The sequence below is a fragment of the Cupriavidus sp. 01T418 genome, from assembly GCF_056398885.1.
In genome coordinates this window covers 1-23,333 of record NZ_JBFTQG010000023.1, presented here as the reverse complement: position 1 = coordinate 23,333, position 23,333 = coordinate 1, and the positions used below count along the sequence as shown (strand labels likewise).

Sequence of the window (23,333 nt, the reverse complement as noted above, 5' to 3'; positions counted from 1 at the left end):
CATGTCATCACTGAATATCTTCGAGGTTGCCGGCTCGGCCATGGCCGCGCAATCGCAGCGCATGAACGTGACGGCCTCCAACCTGGCCAATGCGGACAGCGCGGTGACGCCGAACGGCCAGCCGTACCGTGCCAAGCAAGTCGTATTCGGACTCGCGCCAACACCGGGCCAGAGCGATGTCGGCGGCGTGCAGGTGGAGGGGGTGGTGGAAGACGCATCGCCGCCGCGCATGGTCTACAACCCTACGCATCCGCTTGCCAATGCAAATGGCTACGTAACGATGCCCAACGTCAACCCGGTGGAGGAGATGGTCAACATGATCTCGGCCTCGCGCTCCTACCAGGCCAACGTGGAAGTGCTGAACACAGCCAAGAACATGATGCTCAAGACGCTGACCATCGGTCAGTAACCCGGAATACGAAAATGACCACGACTTCTTCCGTCAACGGCAACACCACCCCGGCAGGGATCAACGATGCGCTGAAGGGCGGCAGCGCCAGCGCGTCCGATCTACAGAACAGCTTCCTGACGATGCTGGTGACGCAGATGAACAACCAGGATCCGCTCAACCCCATGGATAACTCGCAACTGACCTCGCAGCTCGCGCAGATCAGCCAGGTGAGCTCCATGCAGACCATGAACGCCACGCTGAACTCGCTGCTGAGCCAGGTCAGCGCGGGGCGCGCGATGGATTCGGCGGCACTGATCGGCCGCACGGTGATGGTGCCGGGCAGCAGCGTGAGCGTTGCGAGCGGTGTTCCCTCGAAGATCGGCGTCGACCTGCCTTCGGCCGCGGATTCCGTATCCGTGAGCGTGCTCGACCAGGCCGGCAACACGGTACGCACGATCAACCTGCAAGGCCAGTCCGCCGGCGTGCAGGACATCACCTGGGACGGCAGGAACGATGCCGGTGCCGCGGTGGCCGACGGCACCTACACCTTCAAGGTGACGGCTACCGCCAATGGCACGGACGTCAAGCCCGTGGCCCTCGTCTACGGCGTGGTGCAGAGCATCAGCGGCGATTCGACCGGTGTGCTGGTGGGGTTGGGCAGTGGGTCCACAGCGAACGTCAATGATGTTCGCCGCATCCTTTAATCACCCGGGCTGACGCAAGGCTCGCCGGCTCTTCACGAACCAAAGTAACAAGGGGAAAATCATGGGTTTCGGTCAAGGGGTAAGCGGCATTAACGCCGCAGCCGCCAATCTGGATGTGATTGGCAACAATATCGCCAACGCCAACACCGTTGGCTACAAGCAATCCACCGCGCAGTTCGCCGACGTCTACGCCGGGACCAAGATCGGCCTGGGTACCAGCGTGAACTCGGTGGTGCAGTCGTTCAGCCAGGGCAATATCGAGGCGAGCGGCAGCTCGCTCGATGTGGCGATTACCAATGGCATGGGCTTCTACCGCATGGTCAGCGCCGACGGCTCGGTCTTCTACTCGCGCAATGGCCAGTTCCAGAAGCAGGCCGATGGCAGCCTGACCAACGCGCAGGGCCTGAAGCTGACCGGCTACCCGGCAGGCGTGGTCGGCGGTGGCGGCGTGAGGCCGCAGCCGCTGGTGATTTCCAATGCCCAGATGCAGCCCAGGGCGACCACCACAACCAGCGCGCAGTTCAACCTGGACTCGGGCAGCACCGTACCGGCCACCGCCTTCGCGAGCGCCCCGGGCGCCTTGCCGACGGCGAGCATGTTCAACTACAGCACCGGTATCACGGTCTACGACTCGCTGGGCAACGCGCAGCAGTTGACCGCCTACTTCAGCAAGCAGGCTGCCGGCCCCGGCACCGCTGCCGGTGGCTCCGACTGGCATTTGAACATTACCGATGCAGCGGGCAACGTGGTTAGCGGCCCGGCCGGCGCGCCCGCCCCGATCGCCATGCAATTCAGCTCCAGCGGCCTGCTGACTTCGCCGACGCCCGCCGCGCTGGCCAGCTTCACCCTGCCGGCGGCCAATGGCGCGGCGGCAGTGACCTCCACGCTCGACCTGTCCGGCACGACCCAGTTCGGCGCCGCCAACGATACCAAGTCGCTCGTCCAGAACGGTTATACGTCGGGCAGCCTGCTGGGCTTCGCCATGCAACCGGACGGCACCATCCTCGGCAGCTATTCGAACCAGCAGACGCAGAGCCTGGGCCAGGTCGTGCTGGCTGGCTTCGGCAACGTGCAGGGCCTGCAGCCCGAGGGCAACAACGTATGGGCCGCGACCGGCGCGTCGGGCCAGGAACTGATTGCCGCACCCGGTGGCAGCCTCGGCCAGCTCAAGTCCAACGCGGTGGAGGGCTCCAACGTGGACCTGTCGGGCCAGCTGGTCAACCTGATCGTGGCACAGCGCAACTACCAGGCCAACGCGCAGACCATCAAGGCGCAGGATACGGTCATGCAGACCCTGGTTAACCTATGACCGGCGCTGTGACCGGCGCCGTCGGCACGATGCGCTGCAACTGAGGGCCCGCCATGGACCGCATGATCTACACCGCCCTGTCGGGCGCCAAGCAGACACTCGACCAGCAGGCCGCGGTGTCAAACAACCTGGCCAACGCGTCCACGCCGGCCTTTCGCGCGCAGATCAATCTGTTTCGCGCGGTGCCGGTGGTGGGGCAGGAGTCGCCAACGCGAGCATTCGCGCTGGCGTCCACGCCGGGCGCGGACTTCAAGGCTGGCCCGCTGACCTACACCGAGCGCCCGCTCGATGTGGCCATGCAGGGCAACGGCTGGCTCGCGGTGCAGGCGCCCGATGGCTCCGAGGCCTATACGCGCGCAGGCTCCCTTCAGGTCTCGGCCGACGGCCAGTTGCAGACCTCGGGCGGCTTGCCGGTGATGGGTGACGGCGGGCCGATCGGCGTGCCGCCGGGCTCCAGCGTGACCATCGGCAGCGACGGCACCATCACTGCGCGCGGGCCGGGCGAGGCAGCCGCCGGCCTGGCGCAGGTCGGCAAGCTCAAGCTGGTGAACCCGACGCCCGAGTCCATCGTGCGCGGCGACGACGGACTCTTCCACCCGCGCTCGGGGGCGCAGCCGCTACCGGCAGACACCACCATGCGGGTTGTCTCCGGTGCGCTCGAAGGCAGCAACGTGAACCCGGTGGAGGCCATGGTGGACATGATCGCCAATGCCCGTCGCTTCGAGATGCAGATGAAGATGATCCAGGGCGCCGATACCAACGACCAGCGCGCCAATGCGCTGCTGTCGACCAACTGAACCTGATTTGATGTGCTGCCGCGTAGCGCGGCGGCCTTGCAAGGACAACCATGATCCGCTCACTCTGGATTGCCAAGACCGGCCTCGATGCGCAGCAGACGCAGATGGACGTGATCTCGAACAACCTGGCCAACGTTTCCACCAACGGCTTCAAGCGCAGCCGCGCCGTGTTCGAGGAACTGATGTACCAGACCGTGCGCCAGCCGGGCGCGCTGTCGTCCGACCAGACCACCCTGCCCTCGGGCATGCAGCTAGGCACCGGCGTGCGCCCCGTAGCCACCGAGCGTCTGCATATCCAGGGCAATCTGCAGCAGACCGGCAACGCCAAGGATGTGGCCATCAACGGCCAGGGCTTCTTCCAGGTGACGATGCCGGACGGCACCACTGCCTACACCCGTGACGGCTCCTTCCAGATGGACCAGAACGGCCAGCTGGTGACGTCCAGCGGTTTCGTGATCCAGCCTGTCATCACGATTCCGCCCAATTCCACCTCGCTGACCGTTGGGCGTGACGGCACGGTCTCCGTGACCCAGCCCGGCGCCAGCACCAACGTGCAGGTTGGCCAGCTGCAACTGGCGACCTTCATGAACCCGACCGGGCTGGAGAGCATGGGTGAGAACCTGTACGCGCAGACGGATGCGTCGGGCGCGCCCAACACCACCGTGCCGGGACTGAACGGCTCCGGCACGCTGCAGCAGAACTACGTTGAAACGTCGAATGTCAACGTGGTGGAAGAACTGGTCAGCATGATCCAGACGCAACGTGCCTACGAAATCAACAGCAAGGCGGTGCAGACGTCCGACCAGATGCTGCAGCGCCTGGCCCAGCTCGGCGGATGATCATGGTTGCCTCGCCGACTCGCCTGGGCGCGCTCGCCCTGTGCTGCCTCGCGACCGGCTGTGCGCTGGCGCCGCGCGAGCCGCTGGTCCAGCTCCCGACCACCGCGCGTGCCGAACCGCGCGCGCCAGGGCGGGCCAGCGGATCCATCTACCAGTCCTCGTACGCGGGCAATCCGCTGTTCGAGGACCGCCGGCCGCGCAATGTGGGCGACATCCTCACCATCGTGATCAGCGAGAATGTCAACGCCAGCAAGAACTCCGGCACCAATGCCTCGCGCACTTCAAACAGTGCGCTGGCGTTCGATACCGTGCCCAAGGCGCTGGCTGGCCTGTTCAGCAGCAGCCAGAACGCCACCATGAGCGGCGCCAATGCCCTCAAGGCCAGCGGTGGCGCATCGGCGGCCAATACCTTCAACGGCACCATCACCGTGACCGTGCTGGAAGTGCTGCCCAACGGCAACCTGGTGGTGTCGGGCGAGAAGCAGCTGGCGATCAACCAGGGTGCCGAATTCATCCGCTTCTCCGGCGTGGTCAACCCGCGCACGATCACCGGGGACAACGGCGTTTCCTCCACGCAGGTGGCCGATGCCCGCATCGAATACACCGCCAAGGGCTATATCGACGAGACGCAGAACATGGGCTGGCTCCAGCGTTTCTTCCTCAATGTCTCACCGTACTGATCGCAACATGCTCCAGTCCTCGCTTCCCGTCTTGCGCTGCCGCTTTGTCCGCGCCTTCATTCTTGCGCTGACGCTGGGCTTGCTGGCGGGCGCGGCCCATGCTGAGCGGCTGAAGAATCTCGCCAGCTTCCAGGGGGTGCGGGACAATCCCCTGGTGGGCTACGGCCTCGTGGTCGGGCTGGACAATACCGGCGACCAGACCACGCAGACGCCGTTCACCATCCAGAGTCTGACCAATATGCTGTCGCAGCTGGGAATCACGCTGCCCGCCGGCAAGAACATGCAGCTCAAGAACGTGGCGGCGGTGATGGTTACCGCCACCTTGCCGCCGTTCGCCCAGCCCGGCAGCCCGCTCGACGTGGTGGTTTCGTCGATGGGCAATGCCAAGAGCCTGCGCGGCGGCACCTTGCTAATGACGCCGCTCAAGGGCGCGGACGGCCAGGTCTATGCGCTGGCGCAGGGCAATATGCTGGTGGGCGGCGCGGGCGCGTCGGCCAACGGCAGCAAGGTGCAGGTCAACCAGCTGGCGGTGGGGCGCATTGCCAACGGCGCCATCGTCGAGCGCGCGGTGCCGTCGTTCCAGCCCGAAGGCGGCGTGCTGAATATCGAACTGCGCGATACCGACTACGGCACCATGGAACGGGTGGTCGAAGCCATCAACCGCAACATGGGCGGCGGCGTTGCCACCGCGCTCGACGGCCGCGTGGTGCAGGTACGCACTCCGGCTGCGCCGGGCGCGCGAGTGGGCTTCATGGCGCGCCTGGAGAATATCGATGTCACGCGCGCCAGGGCGGCCGCCAAGGTCATCCTCAATGCGCGTACCGGCTCCATCGTGATGAACCAGGCCGTCACCGTCGATGACTGTGCCATCGCGCACGGCAATCTGTCGGTGGTGATCAATACCCAGCCGGTGATCAGCCAGCCTGCGCCCTTCAGCGGCGGCCAGACCGTGGTGGCGCCCGTGTCGCAGATCAATCTGAAGCAGGAAGGCGGCGCGCTGCAGATGGTCAAGGCCGGCGCTTCGCTGGCGGCGGTGGTCAAGGGCCTGAATGCCCTCGGCGCCACCCCGGCGGACCTGCAGACCATCCTGGAAGCCATGCGCGCGGCTGGGGCGCTGCGGGCTGAACTGGAGATCATCTGATCATGTCCTCCAGTCAAATGGCGGCCCAGGCCGACCTGTCGCAACGCTTCGCGCTCGACACCCAGGGCTTCGAGGCGCTCAAGCAGAACGCGCGCACCGGCGCCAGCGATAGTACGTTGCGCACCGCCGCGCGCCAGTTCGAAGCCGTGTTCACGCAGATGATGCTCAAGAGCATGCGCGATGCGACCCCGCAGGATGGCATGTTCGACAACGAGCAGACCAAGCTGTACATGTCCATGATGGACCAGCAGTTGTCGCAGCAGCTGTCGTCACGCGGGATCGGGCTGGCCGACGTCATGATGCGCCAGCTCGCGCGCGCCAACGGCAGCGGGCTTCCGCCAGAGCTGGCCGGCGGCGCGGGTTCGGCCGCGGCCAGGGCTGCCTCCGGACTGCAGGCCGGCATGGACGAAGCCGCGCCCGGCCTGGCGCGCGTACTCGATATGCGCAACGGCGACGCGGATACGCCGCGCGCCGGCAGCGTGGTGGCCGGCGCCAACTGGAACCCCACCGCGGGCCTGCGCCAGTACCAGGCGCAGGATCCGGGTGCCTGGCAGGGCGGCAACGGCGCCTTGCCCGAGGATACGCCGGCCCATATCAGCGCCTTCATCTCGCGCATGTCGGGCCCGGCGCAGTCCGCGGCGCGCGCCACCGGCGTTCCCGCGCGGCTGATCCTGGGCCAGGCGGCGCTCGAATCCGGCTGGGGCCGGCGCGAGATCGCCAATCCGGATGGCGGCACCACTTTCAACGTCTTCGGCATCAAGGCCGGGCCCGGCTGGAAGGGCCAGGTCGCGGAAGTCACCACCACCGAATACGTCGACGGCCAGCCACAGAAGGTGCGCGCACGCTTTCGTGCCTACGGCTCCTATGACGAAGCCTTCGCCGACTACGGCCGCCTGCTGAGCAACAACCCGCGCTATGCCCCGGTCCTGACGGCAGCGACGCCGGACGAAGCGGCGCGCGGCCTTCAGCGCGCGGGCTATGCCACCGATCCCGCCTACGGCGAGAAGCTGGTGCGCATCATGCGCAAGGTTCCCGTCTGAACCCATTGCAGTGAGGTGCCTGGCGGCCGAGCGCCGGGCAGTGTCTGTGCCGCGCCCTGGCAATACCGGCCCGGCCAGTACGAAAATACTCGGCAGCGCACTAAAGTCGTGTGGCAAATCTGCCGTTATCTAACTTATTCACCGCCGTCGAATCCGGCAGCGGCGAACCGGCATCGGCAGCCTTTGGACAGCCAGATGTGCGATTCGCCGGGCCTGGTCTGTGGCAGCCAACAGTTGCGAGGTTCGAGCATGTCTCTCTTCTCTATCGGTCTTTCTGGTCTGAACACGGCGCAGAACGCGCTGACGACCGTTAGTCACAATATCAGCAACGCTGCCACAACGGGGTATTCGCGGCAGAACACGCTGATTGCGTCGGCGGCCGGCCAGCTTGGCGCCGGCGGGTACTATGGCCAGGGCTCGAACGCGACCTCGGTGGTGCGTGTCTTTAGCGACTTCCTGAACACCCAGTTGCGCAATGCCCTGGGCACCAATGCGCAACTGTCGACCTACTCCGACCAGATCAGCCAGATCGACAATCTGCTGGCCGACCAGAAGGGTGGCATTGCGCCGGTGATGCAGAGCTTCTTCGCCGCGGTGCAGGGCATGTCCAATACCCCGGCAGATCCGTCCGCACGGCAGGCACTGCTGAACGCGGGTCAGACACTGGCCGGTCAGATGCGCTCGGTCAACAACTACTTCCAGCAACTGCAACAGGGCGTCAACAGCCAGCTGCAGAGCTCGGTGACCGAAGTTAACGCTTACGCGCAGCAGCTCGCCCAGCTCAACAGCCAGATCACCCAGGCCACGGCGGCGTCGGGTGGGCTGCCGCCCAATGACCTGCTTGACCAGCGTGACCAGGTGGCATCTCAGCTGACCCAGCTGACCGGCGCGAAGGTCGTGGTGCAGGATGGCGGCATCTACAACGTGACGTTCGGCAACGGCCAGGCGCTGGTGATGGGCAGCAATGCCTTCGCCCTGAAGGCAGTGCCGTCTGCGGCAGACCCCTCCAGAACATCAATCGCATACACCCTGGCCAACGGCAACACTGTCGAGATGTCCGACAGCACGATCACGGGCGGCTCCATTGGCGGCCTGCTGCAATATCGATCGCAGACGCTCGACAGCGCGCAGAATGCGATCGGCCGTCTGTCTCTGGCGTTGGGCCAGGCGTACAACACGCAGCAGGGCCTGGGGGTCGACCTGACCGGCCAGATCGGCGGCGACCTGTTCAAGCTCGGCTCTCCCGTCGCGATCGCCAACACCAACAATACCGGCGCTGCGCAGGTGACGGCGACCATCAGCAATACAGGGGCCCTGACCACCAGCGACTACGCGCTGAGCTACGACGGTACCAACTACAACCTCGTGCGCAAGTCGGACAACCAGACGGTAGCGACCGCGCCGGGCGCTGCCGCCACCTATCCGATGACGCTGTCGGCGGATGGCCTGGACATCCAGGTCAGTGCGCCGATGGCGGCCAACGACTCCTTCCAGATCCAGCCGACCCGCAATGTGGCGGCCTCGATGGACATGGCGATCACCGATCCGGCCAAGATCGCCGCTGCCGGTCCGATGCTTACCACCCCGGCGCCGGCCAATACCGGTACCGGCACCGCCAAGGTCACCAACGTGGCAAGTGGCTTCAGCATGCCGGCGTCGGCAATTACCGCGACGTACAACGGCACCACTTACGTGTTCACCGATGCCGCCGGCAACCCGGTGACGCCGACCGCCGCCCCGAATCCCGGCGGTAGCGGAACCGACTACACCTTCAATGGCATCACCGTAACCCTGGCCGGCACCCCGAATGCCGGCGACTCCTTCACGCTGACGCCGAATCTGGCGGGCGTGTCGGACAATAGCAACGCGCTGGCCATGGCGAAGCTGCAGACCGCCAAGACCATCGGCGGCATCTCCAACTTCAACGACGCCTATTCACAGCTGGTCAATGACGTAGGCAGCAAGGCCCAGTCGATCAGCATCGCGTCGACGTCCCAGGATGCCATTTCCACCCAGGCCATGAACGCGCAGCAAGCCGTTTCCGGGGTGAACATGGATGAGGAGACCGTTTCGATGCTGCGTTTCCAGCAGCTCTACCAGGCCAATGCCCGGGTGCTCCAGACCGCTTCGACGCTGTTTGACTCCATCATTGGCATCAACTGAACGAACTGACTGAACTGACGAAACGGAATCCAAAGGAACAGACATGCGCGTTTCAAGCTCGATGCTGTATCAGCAAGGCCTGGCCTCGATGAACAACCAGCAAGGCTCGCTGCTGCATGTGCAGCAGCAGCTTGGCACCGGCCGTCGCATCCTGACCCCGTCCGACGACCCCGTTGCCGCCACCCGGGCGCTGCAGGTGGCGCAGGCCGGCGCGGTCAATGACCAGTACGCCACGTCGCGCAAGCAGGCCAATATCAATCTGTCGATGGAGTCCAGCACGCTAACGAGCGTGGTCACCGCCATCCAGAATATCCAGACATTGGTAGTGCAGGCAGGCGGCGGATCGTTGAGCGACGCCGACCGCGCCTCCATCGCGACAGAGCTGCAGGACAACTATCACCAGTTGCTGGGCCTGGCCAACGCCAACGACGGCAATGGCGTCTACCTGTTCGCCGGCTACCAGTCCGCGACGCCACCGTTCGCCACGAATGCCGGCGGTGCGGTCCAGTACAACGGCGATACCAGCCAGCAACTGCTGCAGGTCGACGCGGCACGGCAGATGGCTGCCGGCGACGATGGCCGCTCGGTGTTCCAGAGCGTGCAGGGTACGGCCACCTATGTGGCTTCGGCGCCCGCCGCGAATACCGGAACGGCGATATACAGCGCGGTCACGGTCACGGACCCTACCAATCCGCTGTATGGCCACAACCTTTCGATCGATTTCAGCAACGCCACGGGCACGATGCAGTACCAGGTGATGGACCAGAGCGCCGTCCCCCCGGCCGCTGTCGGGGCGCCGGTGAACTATGTGGACGGCGCCGGGATCCAGATTGGCGGGATCTCGATCAGCGTCAGCGGCACGCCGCAGAACGGGGACAGCATCAGCCTTCAACCTGCCCAGCAGGCGGGCACAGACATCTTTGCCAACCTGCAGAACGTGATCACTGCGCTGAAGAGGCCCGTGGCGACCGACGCCGACCGGGCCGCGCTGGCCAACTCCCTCGCCACGGCCAACCGCAAGATGAGCAACTCGCTGGACAACGTCAGCACGGTGCAATCCTCGGTTGGCTCCCGTATGCAGGAGCTTGACGCGCTCGATACCATTGGTTCGAACCGCGGCCTGAACTACACGCAGACGCTCTCCGGCTTGCAGGACCTGGACTATGCATCGGCCATCACCCAGTACTACCAGAAGCAGACCGCGCTGCAGGCGGCACAACAGTCGTTCATGCAAATCCAGGGGATGAATTTGTTCAAGTATCTGCAGGGGTAGGAGACGTGGGCGGTGTTGTTGGTGTTTGTCAGGAAACAATAAAGGCGCTAACGCTAGAACAATAAAGTGTATTAGCTAGGACTCGATCTGACAGATAGTCGGGCTGTTGAAAAGCACTCCGCCACGAAGGGCGCAGCGCAGTTAAACACGACTCGACATGCAAATGGCCGCTGAATTCCTACCATGCCATGCAATTGGGTGCCCCAATTCCGGGGCGCGCCAGCATGGCGCCGTGCGGCGGCCCCGCTTTGGCGGCTCATTGCACCGCTCCTCGCGGCACCGCACCCAGTAATCGTGCAATTCGGGTTAGATTGCTGGCGATCATCGTCAGCTTGAAGTGTTGGTCCACGCGTTCGAGGCCACGATATACAGTTTGTCGAAGCCGTCCGACCGTCTTTCCCCAGCCAAAGTGCTCTTCGATGCGTTTGCGGATGACCTGGCTCACTCGGTATCCCTCGTGCCGCGAGGTACGGCCATCGATTGCGCTGCCGCCAGCTCGCGCGTCATTGCGTGCCACATGGGGCGTCACCCTGCGAGCTCGGCAGTCTTGAACAAAGTCGTGCGTGTCGTAAGCCTTGTCCGCACCGACCGTCTTGGCATGATTGCCAGGCATGCAGTCGAGCAAGCGCAATGCGCTGGCACGTTCGGCAAAGCCATCAGCGTGGCTCACAACCGCGCCGACCACCAGGCCGGAGCGGTTCTCCATCAGAATGTGCCCCTGATAGCTGAGCATGGCCGGGCTCTGGGCACTCTTCTTGTACAGCCGCGCATCCGGGTCGGTGCTCGATTCGTGGGTTGCATTGCTGCGCCGCTTACCCTTTCAGTCGGCCTCGGCATTGCGGCCGCCGCCTGCGGGCGGGGTGTCATCCGTGTCGTCCTTGGGGCGAAAGCTCTTGTGGCTGGCCCATGCCTGAATTAACGTGCCGTCGACCGAGAAATGGTCCTTGGACAGGAGGTTATGCCGGTCGGCCACCCGCATCACCTTCGTGAAGAAGCTCTCGATTACCTTGTGTTCAAGCAAACGGTCACGGTTCTTCGAAAAGACCGAGCGGTTCCACACGTCGTCTTCCATCGCCAGGCCAACGAACCAACGAAACAGCATGTTGTAGCGCATTTGCTCCATCAACATGCGCTCGCTGCGCACCGAGTAGAACACTTGCAACAGCAGTGCACGCAGCAACTTCTCCGGCGCGATCGAGGCACGTCCGCTATCGGCATAGATGGTGCTAAACAGCCCGTTGAGGTTCTTCAGCGCATCATTGACTAGCAGCCGGATTGCCCGCAATGGATGATCGGCGGGGACGAAGTCTTCCAACTTGACCGTTGTGAACAACGTCTCTTGCATCTCATCCATTCCACGCATCGCTTCCGCCGCCCGAGTTTATGAACACGATATCCATAACGTCTGGCGTCAAATCCCCGTTTACTCGGGGGCCAAATTCAACAGCCTGCTAGGCAACAGGGACGGGGCCAGCAGCGGCAACGTGTGCTTTGATCGCAGCGATCTTGTCGCGAAGAGGAGCATGAACGAGCGCTGGAGACACGGTACCCGTAAGATGCATCGGGTTATGTCCTGCCTGTTGAATAGCGCCTAGGACGAGTGACAGGAGTCGCTTGCCTTTGACGTGCTCGGACTTTACTCCCTCAGCCAGCATATCGGTGGCAGATCGAACACCATCCATCTTTTTCAACGCAGTATCTTTTAGGCTGCTTCTCTTCTGCGCAAATTCAGCCGCAAATACAGCACTATTCGCAGCAAGAACGTTATTCAATATTCCTTCGGCATCAGCTTGAGGAATGCCATAGACGGCAGCAATATGCTCGGCTTTTAGAAATGTTAGCAGCGCGAATGAAAAAAGTGCTTTCATCCTCAAATGTGATGGCGATGTTTGCGTTCTTTCCTCGACGCAGCTTTAACTTGAACTCTTGATGCTCATTCGCACCAGCATCGGTATAGGTGAATGTAAACTCCGGCCCGGTTTTCGAGGTAATCGGACCACCATAATGAAGTTTGATTAGGTCACCAGTTGGCTTGTAGATGAACTGATCAAAGCCGAGGGTATTCATCGGCTTTCCTCCATCGGCAGAAAGGCGCGCCGATTGCAGAACTGTAATGGCGAAATGGATAGCCTGAAGAAGCGAAGATTTACCGGAATTGTTTCCTCCGACCAAAACGGTCATCGAAGGCGTGAGCAGTTCAATTTTCTCCAGGCGTTTGAATCCTAGAACTTCTACAGCTTGTAGTTCCATCTCTACCGACCCCTTCCGGCGTGCCTTGTAGTGTGATGGGCCAGATTGTACCGGCGGACTCGTGGAAAGCCTTAATACCTTACCTAGCAGTTCCGAACTATGAACTCCGCATGTCGGACCGGGCCTTCACCGGTGTGCCGATGGACTGGCGACGCGCCCCTCGTCGAAGAGACTGTCGCTCGGAAGAAGAGAGAGAGCCTTCGGAACGAATATGTGCGGAAGCCTGTGACAAGATCTGTCAATTGCGGGCCAGGTGCCTGTGCCCCTACCTCCCGAACGGCGCTTGACACATTCTGAAAGCATCGATCGGCAGTGGAGGGGTTCGAATGTCATCTCAACGGGAACGGTCGCTCGAATGGCCGCATGGCATGGAATGCCGATGACGGAAACTGGCCGAGAAGCGCCAATGGCGATTGCCAGCTTCCCGGCTACATGCGCTGTCTAGTAATCGCTTGGCAGGCTGCACTGCACCGAGCGCCTGCTGCGGAACCGTACCGCTGTGCGCGGCGAAGAACTGGCAGCATCGCTCGCACTGTCCGTCGGGGGGCACACTAGCGGATCTTCGTGCCGCAGATTTCGACATCCTGGCCAACGCCACTGCGGCAGGCTTTCGTGCACCCCATGTCAATCCTATCGCTGGACAGCTTGCGCTCATCTGATCGTGATGGATGCGGCGTTCATGCCGGTACGCAGCAAGCTGATCTGTGATGCGGCCGAACTCGGCTGCCGCACTATCGATGGCACACGCATGATGCTGCATCAAGCCTGTGCCCAGATCGAGTTGTACACGGGGTGCGCCACAGTGCCGATCGAGGCAATGGAAACGGCGCTGCTCGAGGAAATCACGCGGATGTCATGAGGACTGCCGCAATGGCTAAAGGCGATATGAACTTGCCCCCGCCAAACGGAGTACACGCTCGAATTCAAACTAGAAGCGGTACGGCGGGTCACGACGGGGCAGTTTATGGCGTTGGTGAGTATGTCCCGCTGCACTTCCAGGATGCTTACGTAGATGTCGTGTACGGGTAGGCGCGTGTGGCGTCGGAGTCATGGCGCCTTCGGAGTGTTCGTTTAGAATCCGGGGCATATACCGTAACGCGCGCAATTCCGACCTTACCATGAGCAAAAGACTTACCAGCATCGACATTGCCAACCTGGCAGGGGTTTCTCAGACCACTGTTTCCCGTGTGCTCCAAGATTTGCCGTCGGTGAAGCCAGAGACGAAGGCGCGAGTCTTGAAGGTCATACAGGAGCACGAATATTCGCCCAGCGCCGCAGCGCGACAGATGAAGACGCGTCGCAGCGGCACGGTTGCCGTCGTCATCGCGAGCCTGTCGAATCCGTTGTACCCGCTGCTGCTCCAACTCCTTGTTGAGCGGCTCGCTAGTCGGGGCTTCCGGACAACGGTCTGGGAGCTTGAAGGGAAGATGGATGAGGCAACGGTGCGTGCGTTAGCTGAAAGCGCGACCGACGGGGTCATCTTCGCCGCTGCCCTGGACGAATCCAGGGAGATGCTGAGCCGGGTCGCGGCCGAGAAGCCGATCATCCTGATTAATCGCTCTGTCGGAACAGACTTGTTCGACACTATCGTGAGCGACAACTATGCCGGAGGACGGCGGGTTGCAGACTATTTTGTGTCCGCGGGCAGAAAATGCATCGGTCTGATTTCCGCCTCGTCAAGCAAAAGCTCCAAAGCGAGCACGATTCGAGAACGAGAGCGGGGCTTTTTGGAAGGCCTCGGCGAGTTGAGTCATGGCAACGCCTTTGTACGGGCTGATGCTGCGGACTTTGGCTATGAGTTCGGCTTTCGGGCGATGCAAACATTGCTTGTAGATCGCCAGGACGTTGATGCCGTTTTCTGCACTAATGACATCGTTGCGATTGGAGTTCTGGATGCCGCAAGACGCAGTGGCAAGCGGGTTCCGAACGACATTTGGATCGTCGGCTATGACGACATTCCCATGGCGCGATGGGAGTGCATCAGCCTGAGTACAGTCCAGCAGCCCTTGCCCGCTATGGTCGAACAGGTGGTAGATCGCCTACAACGTCGTATGACTTCGCCGGAGTTGGCGCCGCATACATTTGTGCTCCCTAATGATCTTATATTGCGACGCACAACATCGTGAGCTTGGCATTTTCCCGTTTCTACATATAATGACTACGTAACCATGAGAACGTCAGCGTGGGCCGAGTCCATATGGATCCGACACCGCGCTTTTTTCGGAGACAGAATGACTACGTATTCATTCGGTACGGTATCCGAGCCGGCTCGGTCCACATCTGTGTTTCGCGCCGCCGACGTCTGTATCGTTGGTGGCGGGGCTGCCGGGGTGGCGGCCGCCGTCGCGGCGGCGCGGGCGGGTGCCAAAGTGCTGCTTCTGGAGCGCGAGGGCTTCTTGGGCGGCACACTGACTTCGGTGAGCCTGGGTAGCATCTGCGGCCTATACGCGGTTACCGACACAAAGATTCAGCAGATCGTGGGCGGCTTTTGCAACGAAGTTATGGAACGACTGCGGTCACTCGAGGGGCTCGGAGAGCCGACCCGGTGGCTGGAGACGGCATCGTTGCCTTACGACCTGTTCGCCATGAAGGTCGCCCTCGACCAGCTCGTCCAGGAAGCAAAGGTCGAGGTCCTGTTCCATGCGATGGTGGTCGGCGTCGCCATGAACGATCGCGAGATCGACGCCGTGCTCATCGAGACCAAGGAAGGACGACTTGCCATCCGTGCAAAGGCGTTCGTGGACTGCTCTGGCGATGCCGACCTAGTGAACTTCGCCGGCGCCCCCTGCGAAATCTCGGAAGGCGATCTTCAGTTTCCGACCACCATGGTGCGGTTCGGTGGGGTAGACACCGACGCGCTGGCCAGGTTGAGCCGTCCCGCGCTTCGTGAACGGCTCGAACAGGCCGTCGCCGACGGCTACGAGCTTCCTCGCACCGCGGGCGGTGTGTTCGCGGAGCGCCCCGGGCTCGCGCATCTGAACATCACGAAAGTAGCGGTGGACGGGAAATCGCCCAATCCATTCGACCTCAGCGTCATGTCACGGGCGGAGATTGCAGGGCGGGAGCAAGTCTGCACGTACCTGAACGCATTCCGGAAATATGTGCCGGGATTCGAATCTGCCTTCGTCATGGATACGGGAGCGGTTATCGGTATCCGTGAAAGTCGGCGAACCGTCGGCAGCTATGTCCTCACCGATCAGGATGTCCTGGAGGGAGCGCGCTTTGACGACGCGATCGCATGCTGCGCATGGCCGATGGAGGATCATGCCGCGGGTAGGGCCACCAAATGGATTTGGCTGTCACCGGGCAAGTACTTCCAGATTCCCCTGCGTTCGCTTTTGCTGGAAGGCTTTGACAACCTGATGGTGGCTGGCCGGTGCGCATCTGCCACCCACGGGGCGCAAGCTTCGATTCGCGTGACCGCGCAATGCTTCGCCATGGGTGAGGCGGCCGGCCACACCGCTGCAACGGCGGTGGCGCGCGGTAACAGCGTCCATCGTGTGCCGGTTTCCGATATCCAGCAGGTGCTGGAAAACAATGGTGCCTTTCTTGGAGCCTTGCAATGAATTCCCCGGAATACCGTAGCAATTTCGCCCCAGGGACCACCCGATGGGCTCTGCGCAAGGCCCAATGGCAAGCCCTGGGACTGAGCGACGCAGACCTGGACAAGCCGAAGATTGCGGTGGTCAACACCTCGTCGGAACTGTCGAGCTGTTTCAGCCATCTTGACGGCGTTTCCGCTTACGTGAAGGCTGCCATTCGCGCGGCAGGGGGAGTGCCCTTCGAGGTTCGTACTGCGGCACCCAGCGACTTCATCACCAGCGCGGGCAAGCAGGGCCGCTACATCCTCCCGTCACGCGACTTGATCGTGAACGACATTGAAGTTCAGGTCGAGGGCGCACAACTCGACGGCATGGTCTGCCTGGCTTCCTGCGACAAGACAACGCCAGGACAGATGATGGCCGCAGCACGGCTGAACATTCCGACACTCGTGGTGATCTGCGGCTACCAGGCAAGCGGTCAGTACAAGGGTGAGCATGTCGATATCGAAGACGTCTTCGAGAAGGTTGGCATGCACGTGACGGGGCAGCTTTCCTTTGAAGACCTGGATGGCATGTGCAAGCGTGCCGTACGCAGTCCCGGGGTTTGCGCTGGTCTTGGAACGGCGAACTCCATGCACATTGTCTGCGAGGCATTGGGCCTGACGCTACCGGGGGCCAGCCCGGTGCTGGCAAACTCGCCCGCGATGGTCGACCAGGCGCGGGCTGCCGGTGCACGCATCGTCGAGATGGTCAATGAAGGATTGACCCCGCGCAGCATCCTGACCCCTGCTGCCTTCCGCAACGCGGTGCGGGTCGCGTTGGCGCTGTCGACATCGATCAATGTGCTGCGCCACCTGCAAGCCGTTGCCGAAGAGGCCGGAACGCAAGTGGATCTCTACGATCTGTTCGATCGGCTCGGGCGCGAAGTGCCACTGCTGGCGACGGTCAAGCCCAACGGTCCGCACCGCACAGAGGAGCTTGAGGCGGCAGGAGGCACCCTTGCGACGATCAAGCGGCTAACGTCCAAGATTGAACAGGAGTGTCTGACGGTTTCGGGTAAGACGTGGAAGGCAATTCTCGATGAGTACGAGGCGCCATCGCCATCCATCCTTCGCACGTTGGATAACCCCATCTCCACGAAGCCATCGTTGGTGATCCTGAAGGGTTCGCTTGCCCCCGAGGGGAGTATTCTCAAGCTGGGAAATGCCGCCGAGAAGGCGGAAAGCTTCCGTGGCAGAGCTATGGTGTTTCATTCGCAGGAAGAAGCTATCACCGCGCTGGCAGACGGGCGGATCACGGAAGGCACAGTAGCCTGCCTGCGTGGCATGGGGCCGATTGGCGGCCCCGGCGTGGCCTTGGCATCGTCGTTTGTCGCGGCGGTCGAAGGTGCGGGCTTCAACGGCAAAGTCGCCGTAGTGACGGATGGTCAGCTATCAGGCCTGAATCGGGGCGTCGCGGTCGGTCAAGTTTGTCCTGAAGCTGCTGCGGGCGGTCCCTTGGCGCTCGTCAAGGATGGCGACGACATCGAGATCGATATTCCCGGTCGGCAGATCAATCTGCTCATCGATGAGAACGAGATGGCATCACGCCGTGCCGAGGCAACACCAATCCAGGGAGCTTCGGAGCAAGGCTGGCTGAGCATCTATAGCAAGACGGTAAAGCCGCTCGCGAGAGGCGCGGTACTGATTCCCATCCATCCTCGATAAACAAGACCAGGAGGAGACATTCATGAAAACACTGATTAAAACTGCTTGGCGTGTCGCCATTGCCGCATCGGTGCTGGCCTCAGGCGTAGCCGTGGCGGCTTACCCGGACAAGCCTGTACGTATCGTCGTGCCATACCCGCCGGGGGGCGCGTCCGATACGACTGCACGCGTGTTGAGTGAAAAGCTGAAGGAAGTCACCGGCGGCACATTTATTGTGGAAAACCGGCCGGGCGCAAACGGCAATATCGCGGCTGAGCTCGTGGCCAAGTCGCCGGCGGATGGTTATACGCTCTTGATGGCCAACGTCGGGCCCAATGCCATCAGCCAGACCATCTACCCGCATCTCAACTACGACGTCAACAAGAGCTTCGCGCCAATTGGGCAGACCACCACCGTGCCCATCGTCCTGGTGGCGGGGCCTAAGGTCAAAGCGACGGATATCAAGGGGCTGGTTGCAGAAGTCAAGGCTAATCCGGGGAAGTACACATTTGCCTCGGCCGGCAATGGGTCCTCCAACCACCTGGTCGGAGAGATGTTTAAGTCTGGTTTGAAGCTGGACGTGATGCACGTGCCCTATAAGGGCGACGGCCCGGCAATGACCGATGTGATGGCCGGCCAGGTTTCCATGATGTTCACCACGGCCGTCGCTGCACGCCCGTACGTGACTGGGGGCAAGCTCAAGTTGATTGCCGTGGCAAGCAAGAAGCGCGTGCCGGCGTTTCCGAATGCGCCAACAATTGATGAATCGGTGCTTAAGGGATTCGATGCTTCCTCATGGGGTGGTCTTGTGGCGCCTGCCGGAACGTCGCCAGATATCGTCAAGCAACTGAACGTAGCGCTGATGAAGGTACTTGCCATGCCGGAGGTGAAGAGCAAGCTGGCGACGCTGGGTGCCGAAGTGGTGGCGACAAGGCCTGAGGAATTTGCAGGTTATATCAAGAGCGAAACCGACAAGTGGGGAGCTGTCGCGAAGGCGGCAGACGTCGTCGCCGAATAGACAGACTCGGCATATGATCGGCCATTGAGACATCGCTTTTACTCAGTGGCCGTTCGTGAATTGCCGCCCATTGTGATTCTCGGAAAGCCTGAAGGCGTTGCGGCAAAAGGTGGGGCAACTAGTTTGCCCCATTCTGCTTGGTACCGTGGCATGGATAAAGAAGCCATGCCCCCTCATGCCTTCGACATCCCCCTGCGTGTTGTCACGCGACGGCTCCTCGGAATCGCCGGGGCTTCGGCTGGACGAGGTGGAGTAGGCGCTGGCTCTACGACGAACTGAAGCTGTTCAACGGCTACCGTGTTCGCCGTGGGCCACCGACGAAAGCGTCGCCGGCATGATAGGTCCCATAAACCTGATATGAAGCAAACAGGAAAGCGTAGTGCGGGAAAACCGCATGCTGCGTTTGACGTGGCGGGAGCTGGAAACGTGATCATGGTTGCCGGATTGCGGGCCATTGCGAAAGCGGTGGAATCACCACCGGCGCCTACCGGTGCGCGCGCCAGTTCTCGACCCTACCGATGAGCGGGGTGTGGAAACGGAGCTACGGAGAGGCTACTAGGGCACCGCCAAACGAAAAGGGGCGGAAACATCGATGCCTGGACCTACCGTCACAGCGCCACATCTCTACTCTACCGAACGCGGTCCCATCAAAGCGTTCTCGGCGTGCCCCGCCGACCCACCAGATCAACGAAATATCACGGCCCGCAGATAGCTCGCGGTACGACTGTCCACGGCGAGCGCCACCGTCTCCGGCACGCCACTCACAACGATCCTCCCGCCGCTTTCTCCCGCACCCGGGCCGATGTCGAGGATCCAGTCGCTTTGCGCCGCGACACGCATGTCGTGCTCGACCAGCACCACAGTATTGCCGGCATCGACGAGCCCATGCAGATGCACCATCAGGCGATCGGTGTCGGCTGGATGCAGACCGGTCGTCGGCTCGTCGAGGATGTAGAGCATATCCCCGCGTTGCGCACGCTGCAGCTCGGTCGCAAGTTTGATGCGTTGCGCTTCGCCTCCGGAGAGCTCGGTGGCCGGCTGACCAAGCCGTAGATAGCCGAGGCCGATATCACGGAGCACAGTCAGTGAGCGCATCACCTGCGCCTCGTCGACGAAGAAGTCGCATGCGGTGTCCACGGTCATCGCCAGCACCTCGGCAATATTGCGCTCGCGCCAGCGAATCTCGAGCGTCTGCGGGTTGTAGCGGCTCCCGTGACAGGTCGAGCAGGGCGCGTAGACGCTGGGTAAAAACAGCAGCTCGACCATCACGAAGCCTTCGCCCTCGCACGTCGGACAGCGCCCCTGCGCGACGTTGAACGAGAACCGGCCGGCGCTGTAGCGATGCTTGCGTGCAGCGGGAGTCGCGGCGAACAGCTTGCGCACAGCGTCGAACAAACCGCAATAGGTCGCGAGATTCGAGCGCGGCGTACGACCAATCGGCTTCTGGTCGACGCGCACGAGACGTTTGATTTTGTCCATGCCGGCTGTGATCCGCCCGTCGGTCGTGACGGGCGGGGCGGCAAAGAGCGGGTCGACTTCGTCGTCTTCGGCAAGATCGGCTGCGCGCCCGAGATGTTCCGCCACAAGCTCCGTCAGCGCCTGGCTCACAAGGCTGGACTTGCCGGATCCCGAGATGCCCGTTACCGTGGTCAGGCAACCCAGTGGAAAATCCGCAGCAAGATTGTGCAGATTGTTGCGCGTCACGTCTTCGAGCCGCAGCCAGCCGCGGGACTCGCGGCGCGGACGGGTCGCAGCCTCGCTCGCCTGCGCCTCTAACTCGCCCTGCGCAAACAGGTAGCGGCGTGTGCGCGAGCTTTCGACATCTGCAAGGCCAGCGGGTGGTCCGCTGTAGATCACATGTCCGCCCGCCTCGCCGGCATCCGGGCCCACGTCGACGAGCCAGTCGGCGCGCCGCATCACGCCAATGTCGTGCTCGACCACGAACAGCGAATTGCCCGCAGCCTTCAGGCGCTGTAACGCTTCGAGCAACGCATCGCCGTCCGCGGGATGCAGTCCGGCAGACGGCTCGTCGAGCACGTAAACAACGCCGAATAGTTGTGACGACAACTGCGTCGCGAGCCGCAGCCGTTGCAGTTCTCCGGAGGACAGCGTTGGCGTCGCACGGTCCAGCGCAAGATAGCCGAGACCGAGGTCGATCAAGGTTTTCAGACGTTCGAGCAGTTCGATCGCGAGCCGCTGCGCTGCCACACGCTTCTCGTCGGACAGGTTAGGCGTACGGCGCACGTCAGGCGCCGCCTGGTGAGCCTGTCCGCCGGCCGCGACGCGTCTGGCGGTCGCCTTGCGCCGCCTGTTCCTGTCGAGAATCGCGCCGTCGGGAGATGTGCTGGAAGACGGCCACTGGCCGCGCGAGACGGGTTCGAGCAACGCGGCGAGCCGAGCGATGGGGAGTTGTGACAGCTCGCCGATATCCATACCGGCGAATGTCACCGAGAGTGCTTCCGCCTTCAGACGCTTACCGTGACACGACGGACATTCGCCGCCGATCATGAACTGCGACACGCGTTTCTTCATCAACGCGCTCTGCGTATTTGCGAAGGTATGTAGCACGTACCGGCGCGCGCCGGTGAACGTGCCCTGGTAGCTGGGCTCTGCCTTGCGCCTGAGGGCGGCGCGCGTCTCCTTCGGCGTGAAGCCGGCATAGACCGGCACCGTGGGCTGTTCGTCGGTGAACAGAATCCAGTCGCGGTCTTTCTTCGGCAGATCGCGCCACGGCGTGTCGACGTCGTAACCGAGCGTGACGAGGATGTCGCGCAGATTCTGGCCGTGCCAAGCGGGCGGCCATGCCGCGATCGCGCGCTCGCGAATCGTGAGCGAGTCGTCGGGCACCAGCGAGCGTTCGGTCACGCTATATACGCGGCCGAGCCCGTGGCAGGTCGGGCAGGCGCCCTGTACCGTATTCGGCGAGAAGTCCTCCGCATACAGCATTGGCTGCTTCGGCGGGTAGCTGCCGGTTCGCGAGTACATCATCCGGACGAGGCTCGACAGCGTCGTCACGCTGCCCACTGACGAACGCGCGCTCGGCGTGCCGCGCTGCTGCTGCAAGGCGACCGCCGGCGGCAGGCCTTCGATCGCATCGATGTCGGGCGCGCCGACCTGCTCGATCAGCCGCCGCGCGTAGGGCGCGACCGACTCGAAATAACGCCGCTGCGCTTCCGCGTACAGCGTGCCGAACGCGAGCGACGACTTGCCGGAACCGGACACGCCGGTAAACACCACCAATGCATCGCGGGGAATGTCGACGTCGACATTCTTCAGGTTGTGCTCCCGTGCGCCGCGAACCTGGACGAAGCCGCGTGGCGCGAGCGTGGGCGACTCAGGGTGATCAACAGAATGCTTGACAGTCGAGGACCGTGAGGGCTTGGTCATGGCAGCAGGGATAGGTGCGGGGGTGACGGTCTTAAACGTGGTCGCAAGCGGCGTGCCGCTGGGTCCCACCGTACGAGGCGAGCTTGCGATCAGACTCCTTACTCTACTGGATTTTCATGCGTAGGCTCTTGGGCCAGCGAAATGGTTCGCTGGTTATTTCGACCACGCTACCGTGAAGTTACTTCCTGCGATTGTGAATGTCAGTCTTCGTCCTGAGGTGGCTTGCCAGGAAGCACCCAGATTTCGCCTCAGCCCAACCAATCCATTAGAGTTCCCATTGCCTTTGCCCTGCTCTTGCTTACAAACATTGTCCTGATATCTGGTGTGATCGCCGCAGCGGCACGAAGCCGCTTCTCCTGGCTGGTTGGATGCCCACGTCAGGCAGCCACATTTGGTGTAGTCGCTTCGCGCCGAATCCTGCATCGCCTACGCACGGTGTCCCCAGCAGACTCCACATCCGGCAGAAAATTGGATCTCCGGTTCCGCTCAGGCCACTGATATGTATTGACCTGTCAAATGCTGAATTCTTTTGTTCTTGGTTGGTTACGTCCAGTGTGTTTGGGCCAGGCCCGGCGGTTCTTCGACGGTTGATCATTCTGATATGCGCGGGTTGGTTACCGCATGACAAACGATTCGTCGAGGAGCTGCCTCCGTCTAGCGTGTCTAGCGTCGAGGGTTGTGCTGTTTCCAGTTGCCTCCTAGTGGCCGCGAGGGTTCTCCACCGCTGCCGGACCTGGCCCAAACACACTGGTGCTGTGTCGGCTCGGTTAAGCCCGCCCAACCTCTGCCTGCTGGCCGATCGCCCAAATAAATCCCGTCAGTTCGCGTGCAATCGCCGTACAAACCTGCACTGGCAGTTTCCCGCGCGTAGTCAGATGACGAAAGCGCTGGCACAAGCGTTTCTGCGCACTCCATGCAATCTCCTGGACCTGTGCGCTGGTGCGTTCTGCGCGCCGTTGGAGAACGGCCGTCTTACGCGCCGGATGACGATAAGTCCAGGCCGCCTCGACCAACACCCGCCGCACATGGCTGTTGCCGGCCTTGGTGATGCCGCCTCGTCGTTCGCGCTTGCCGCTGGAATGCTCGCTTGGCACCAGGCCCAGATACGCCATCA

General features: G+C 62.3%; 19 protein-coding genes and 1 pseudogene. 15 read left to right on the top strand and 5 right to left on the bottom strand.

Features of this window, described 5'->3' with window-relative positions:
• The first annotated feature begins 1 nt into the window (after window position 1).
• From flgC to flgL, 10 genes are all read left to right on the top strand, one after another.
• Window positions 2-409 carry a flagellar basal body rod protein FlgC gene (gene flgC, locus AC1DQ3_RS21345; protein WP_477122147.1) on the top strand — a complete coding sequence of 136 codons (408 nt, stop codon included), beginning with the start codon at window positions 2-4 and terminating at the stop codon, window positions 407-409.
• Between the two features lie 14 nt (window positions 410-423).
• Window positions 424-1,095: a flagellar hook assembly protein FlgD gene (locus tag AC1DQ3_RS21340; RefSeq protein ID WP_477122146.1), complete on the top strand. Its 672-nt coding sequence runs from the start codon at window positions 424-426 to the stop codon at window positions 1,093-1,095.
• Between the two features lie 61 nt (window positions 1,096-1,156).
• A complete protein-coding gene (flgE, locus tag AC1DQ3_RS21335) occupies window positions 1,157-2,404 on the top strand; it encodes a flagellar hook protein FlgE (protein WP_477122145.1) in 1,248 nt (415 codons plus the stop codon).
• Between the two features lie 53 nt (window positions 2,405-2,457).
• Window positions 2,458-3,201, top strand: coding sequence for a flagellar basal-body rod protein FlgF (flgF, locus tag AC1DQ3_RS21330; protein ID WP_477122144.1), 744 nt, complete (start codon window positions 2,458-2,460; stop codon window positions 3,199-3,201).
• A 50-nt stretch (window positions 3,202-3,251) separates the two neighbouring features.
• Complete coding sequence (gene flgG, locus AC1DQ3_RS21325; RefSeq protein ID WP_477122143.1) at window positions 3,252-4,040, top strand: flagellar basal-body rod protein FlgG; 789 nt, start codon at window positions 3,252-3,254, stop codon at window positions 4,038-4,040.
• Window positions 4,037-4,720, top strand: coding sequence for a flagellar basal body L-ring protein FlgH (gene flgH / locus AC1DQ3_RS21320; RefSeq protein ID WP_477122142.1), 684 nt, complete (start codon window positions 4,037-4,039; stop codon window positions 4,718-4,720). Before flgG ends, flgH begins: the two co-directional genes overlap by 4 nt.
• Window positions 4,721-4,727: 7 nt before the next feature.
• Window positions 4,728-5,861, top strand: a complete 1,134-nt coding sequence (locus AC1DQ3_RS21315) for a flagellar basal body P-ring protein FlgI (RefSeq protein ID WP_477122141.1) — start codon at window positions 4,728-4,730, stop codon at window positions 5,859-5,861.
• A 2-nt stretch (window positions 5,862-5,863) separates the two neighbouring features.
• Complete coding sequence (gene flgJ, locus AC1DQ3_RS21310) at window positions 5,864-6,901, top strand: flagellar assembly peptidoglycan hydrolase FlgJ (protein ID WP_477122140.1); 1,038 nt, start codon at window positions 5,864-5,866, stop codon at window positions 6,899-6,901.
• 249 nt (window positions 6,902-7,150) lie between these two features.
• Window positions 7,151-9,064 (top strand): flagellar hook-associated protein FlgK, encoded by a 1,914-nt coding sequence (flgK, locus tag AC1DQ3_RS21305; protein WP_477122139.1) that lies wholly within the window; start codon window positions 7,151-7,153, stop codon window positions 9,062-9,064.
• Window positions 9,065-9,107: 43 nt separating this feature from the next.
• Entirely contained in the window at window positions 9,108-10,337 is a 1,230-nt protein-coding gene (flgL, locus tag AC1DQ3_RS21300; protein ID WP_477122138.1) for a flagellar hook-associated protein FlgL, read from the top strand.
• A gap of 256 nt (window positions 10,338-10,593) precedes the next feature.
• On the opposite strand, the pseudogene AC1DQ3_RS21295 reads toward flgL, so the two are convergent.
• The 3 genes and pseudogenes from AC1DQ3_RS21295 to AC1DQ3_RS21285 all read right to left on the bottom strand — a co-directional run bounded on the left by AC1DQ3_RS21295 (window position 10,594) and on the right by AC1DQ3_RS21285 (window position 12,587).
• Window positions 10,594-11,700 (bottom strand): annotated as a pseudogene (locus tag AC1DQ3_RS21295) (IS5 family transposase).
• An 88-nt stretch (window positions 11,701-11,788) separates the two neighbouring features.
• On the bottom strand, window positions 11,789-12,109 hold the full coding sequence (locus AC1DQ3_RS21290) for a hypothetical protein (protein WP_477122137.1): 321 nt from the start codon (window positions 12,107-12,109) through the stop codon (window positions 11,789-11,791).
• A gap of 13 nt (window positions 12,110-12,122) precedes the next feature.
• Window positions 12,123-12,587, bottom strand: coding sequence for an AAA family ATPase (locus AC1DQ3_RS21285; RefSeq protein ID WP_477122136.1), 465 nt, complete (start codon window positions 12,585-12,587; stop codon window positions 12,123-12,125).
• Between the two features lie 679 nt (window positions 12,588-13,266).
• Here AC1DQ3_RS21285 and AC1DQ3_RS21280 point away from each other — a divergent pair.
• The 5 genes from AC1DQ3_RS21280 to AC1DQ3_RS21260 all read left to right on the top strand — a co-directional run bounded on the left by AC1DQ3_RS21280 (window position 13,267) and on the right by AC1DQ3_RS21260 (window position 18,832).
• Window positions 13,267-13,446, top strand: a complete 180-nt coding sequence (locus AC1DQ3_RS21280; protein WP_477122135.1) for a hypothetical protein — start codon at window positions 13,267-13,269, stop codon at window positions 13,444-13,446.
• Between the two features lie 259 nt (window positions 13,447-13,705).
• The gene (locus tag AC1DQ3_RS21275; protein ID WP_477122134.1) at window positions 13,706-14,713 is read left to right on the top strand and encodes a LacI family DNA-binding transcriptional regulator; all 1,008 of its coding nucleotides are present in this window, start codon (window positions 13,706-13,708) and stop codon (window positions 14,711-14,713) included.
• Window positions 14,714-14,818: 105 nt separating this feature from the next.
• The gene (locus AC1DQ3_RS21270) at window positions 14,819-16,153 is read left to right on the top strand and encodes an FAD-dependent oxidoreductase (RefSeq protein ID WP_477122133.1); all 1,335 of its coding nucleotides are present in this window, start codon (window positions 14,819-14,821) and stop codon (window positions 16,151-16,153) included.
• Window positions 16,150-17,835 (top strand): dihydroxy-acid dehydratase, encoded by a 1,686-nt coding sequence (gene ilvD / locus AC1DQ3_RS21265; RefSeq protein ID WP_477122132.1) that lies wholly within the window; start codon window positions 16,150-16,152, stop codon window positions 17,833-17,835. The genes AC1DQ3_RS21270 and ilvD overlap by 4 nt, the downstream gene beginning before the upstream one ends.
• 22 nt (window positions 17,836-17,857) lie before the next feature.
• Window positions 17,858-18,832: a Bug family tripartite tricarboxylate transporter substrate binding protein gene (locus AC1DQ3_RS21260; protein ID WP_477122131.1), complete on the top strand. Its 975-nt coding sequence runs from the start codon at window positions 17,858-17,860 to the stop codon at window positions 18,830-18,832.
• A 684-nt stretch (window positions 18,833-19,516) separates the two neighbouring features.
• Here AC1DQ3_RS21260 and AC1DQ3_RS21255 read toward each other — a convergent pair.
• The gene (locus tag AC1DQ3_RS21255) at window positions 19,517-22,219 is read right to left on the bottom strand and encodes an excinuclease ABC subunit UvrA (protein WP_477122130.1); all 2,703 of its coding nucleotides are present in this window, start codon (window positions 22,217-22,219) and stop codon (window positions 19,517-19,519) included.
• A gap of 767 nt (window positions 22,220-22,986) precedes the next feature.
• Window positions 22,987-23,333 (bottom strand): transposase (locus tag AC1DQ3_RS21250; RefSeq protein WP_477122129.1); only part of this gene is annotated, 347 nt, incomplete at its 5' end.

Bases quoted from the DNA above. Each gene is read 5' to 3' on its own strand.
- flgF (WP_477122144.1), top strand. From the start codon at position 2,458: ATGGACCGCATGATCTACACCGCCCTGTCGGGCGCCAAGCAGACACTC.
- AC1DQ3_RS21275 (WP_477122134.1), top strand. From the start codon at position 13,706: ATGAGCAAAAGACTTACCAGCATCGACATTGCCAACCTGGCAGGGGTT.
- AC1DQ3_RS21340 (WP_477122146.1), top strand. From the start codon at position 424: ATGACCACGACTTCTTCCGTCAACGGCAACACCACCCCGGCAGGGATC.
- AC1DQ3_RS21280 (WP_477122135.1), top strand. From the start codon at position 13,267: ATGCCGGTACGCAGCAAGCTGATCTGTGATGCGGCCGAACTCGGCTGC.
- AC1DQ3_RS21255 (WP_477122130.1), bottom strand. From the start codon at position 22,219: ATGACCAAGCCCTCACGGTCCTCGACTGTCAAGCATTCTGTTGATCAC.
- flgJ (WP_477122140.1), top strand. From the start codon at position 5,864: ATGTCCTCCAGTCAAATGGCGGCCCAGGCCGACCTGTCGCAACGCTTC.
- AC1DQ3_RS21270 (WP_477122133.1), top strand. From the start codon at position 14,819: ATGACTACGTATTCATTCGGTACGGTATCCGAGCCGGCTCGGTCCACA.
- flgE (WP_477122145.1), top strand. From the start codon at position 1,157: ATGGGTTTCGGTCAAGGGGTAAGCGGCATTAACGCCGCAGCCGCCAAT.
- AC1DQ3_RS21285 (WP_477122136.1), bottom strand. From the start codon at position 12,587: ATGGAACTACAAGCTGTAGAAGTTCTAGGATTCAAACGCCTGGAGAAA.
- ilvD (WP_477122132.1), top strand. From the start codon at position 16,150: ATGAATTCCCCGGAATACCGTAGCAATTTCGCCCCAGGGACCACCCGA.
- flgC (WP_477122147.1), top strand. From the start codon at position 2: ATGTCATCACTGAATATCTTCGAGGTTGCCGGCTCGGCCATGGCCGCG.
- AC1DQ3_RS21315 (WP_477122141.1), top strand. From the start codon at position 4,728: ATGCTCCAGTCCTCGCTTCCCGTCTTGCGCTGCCGCTTTGTCCGCGCC.
- flgK (WP_477122139.1), top strand. From the start codon at position 7,151: ATGTCTCTCTTCTCTATCGGTCTTTCTGGTCTGAACACGGCGCAGAAC.
- AC1DQ3_RS21260 (WP_477122131.1), top strand. From the start codon at position 17,858: ATGAAAACACTGATTAAAACTGCTTGGCGTGTCGCCATTGCCGCATCG.
- flgH (WP_477122142.1), top strand. From the start codon at position 4,037: ATGATCATGGTTGCCTCGCCGACTCGCCTGGGCGCGCTCGCCCTGTGC.
- flgL (WP_477122138.1), top strand. From the start codon at position 9,108: ATGCGCGTTTCAAGCTCGATGCTGTATCAGCAAGGCCTGGCCTCGATG.
- flgG (WP_477122143.1), top strand. From the start codon at position 3,252: ATGATCCGCTCACTCTGGATTGCCAAGACCGGCCTCGATGCGCAGCAG.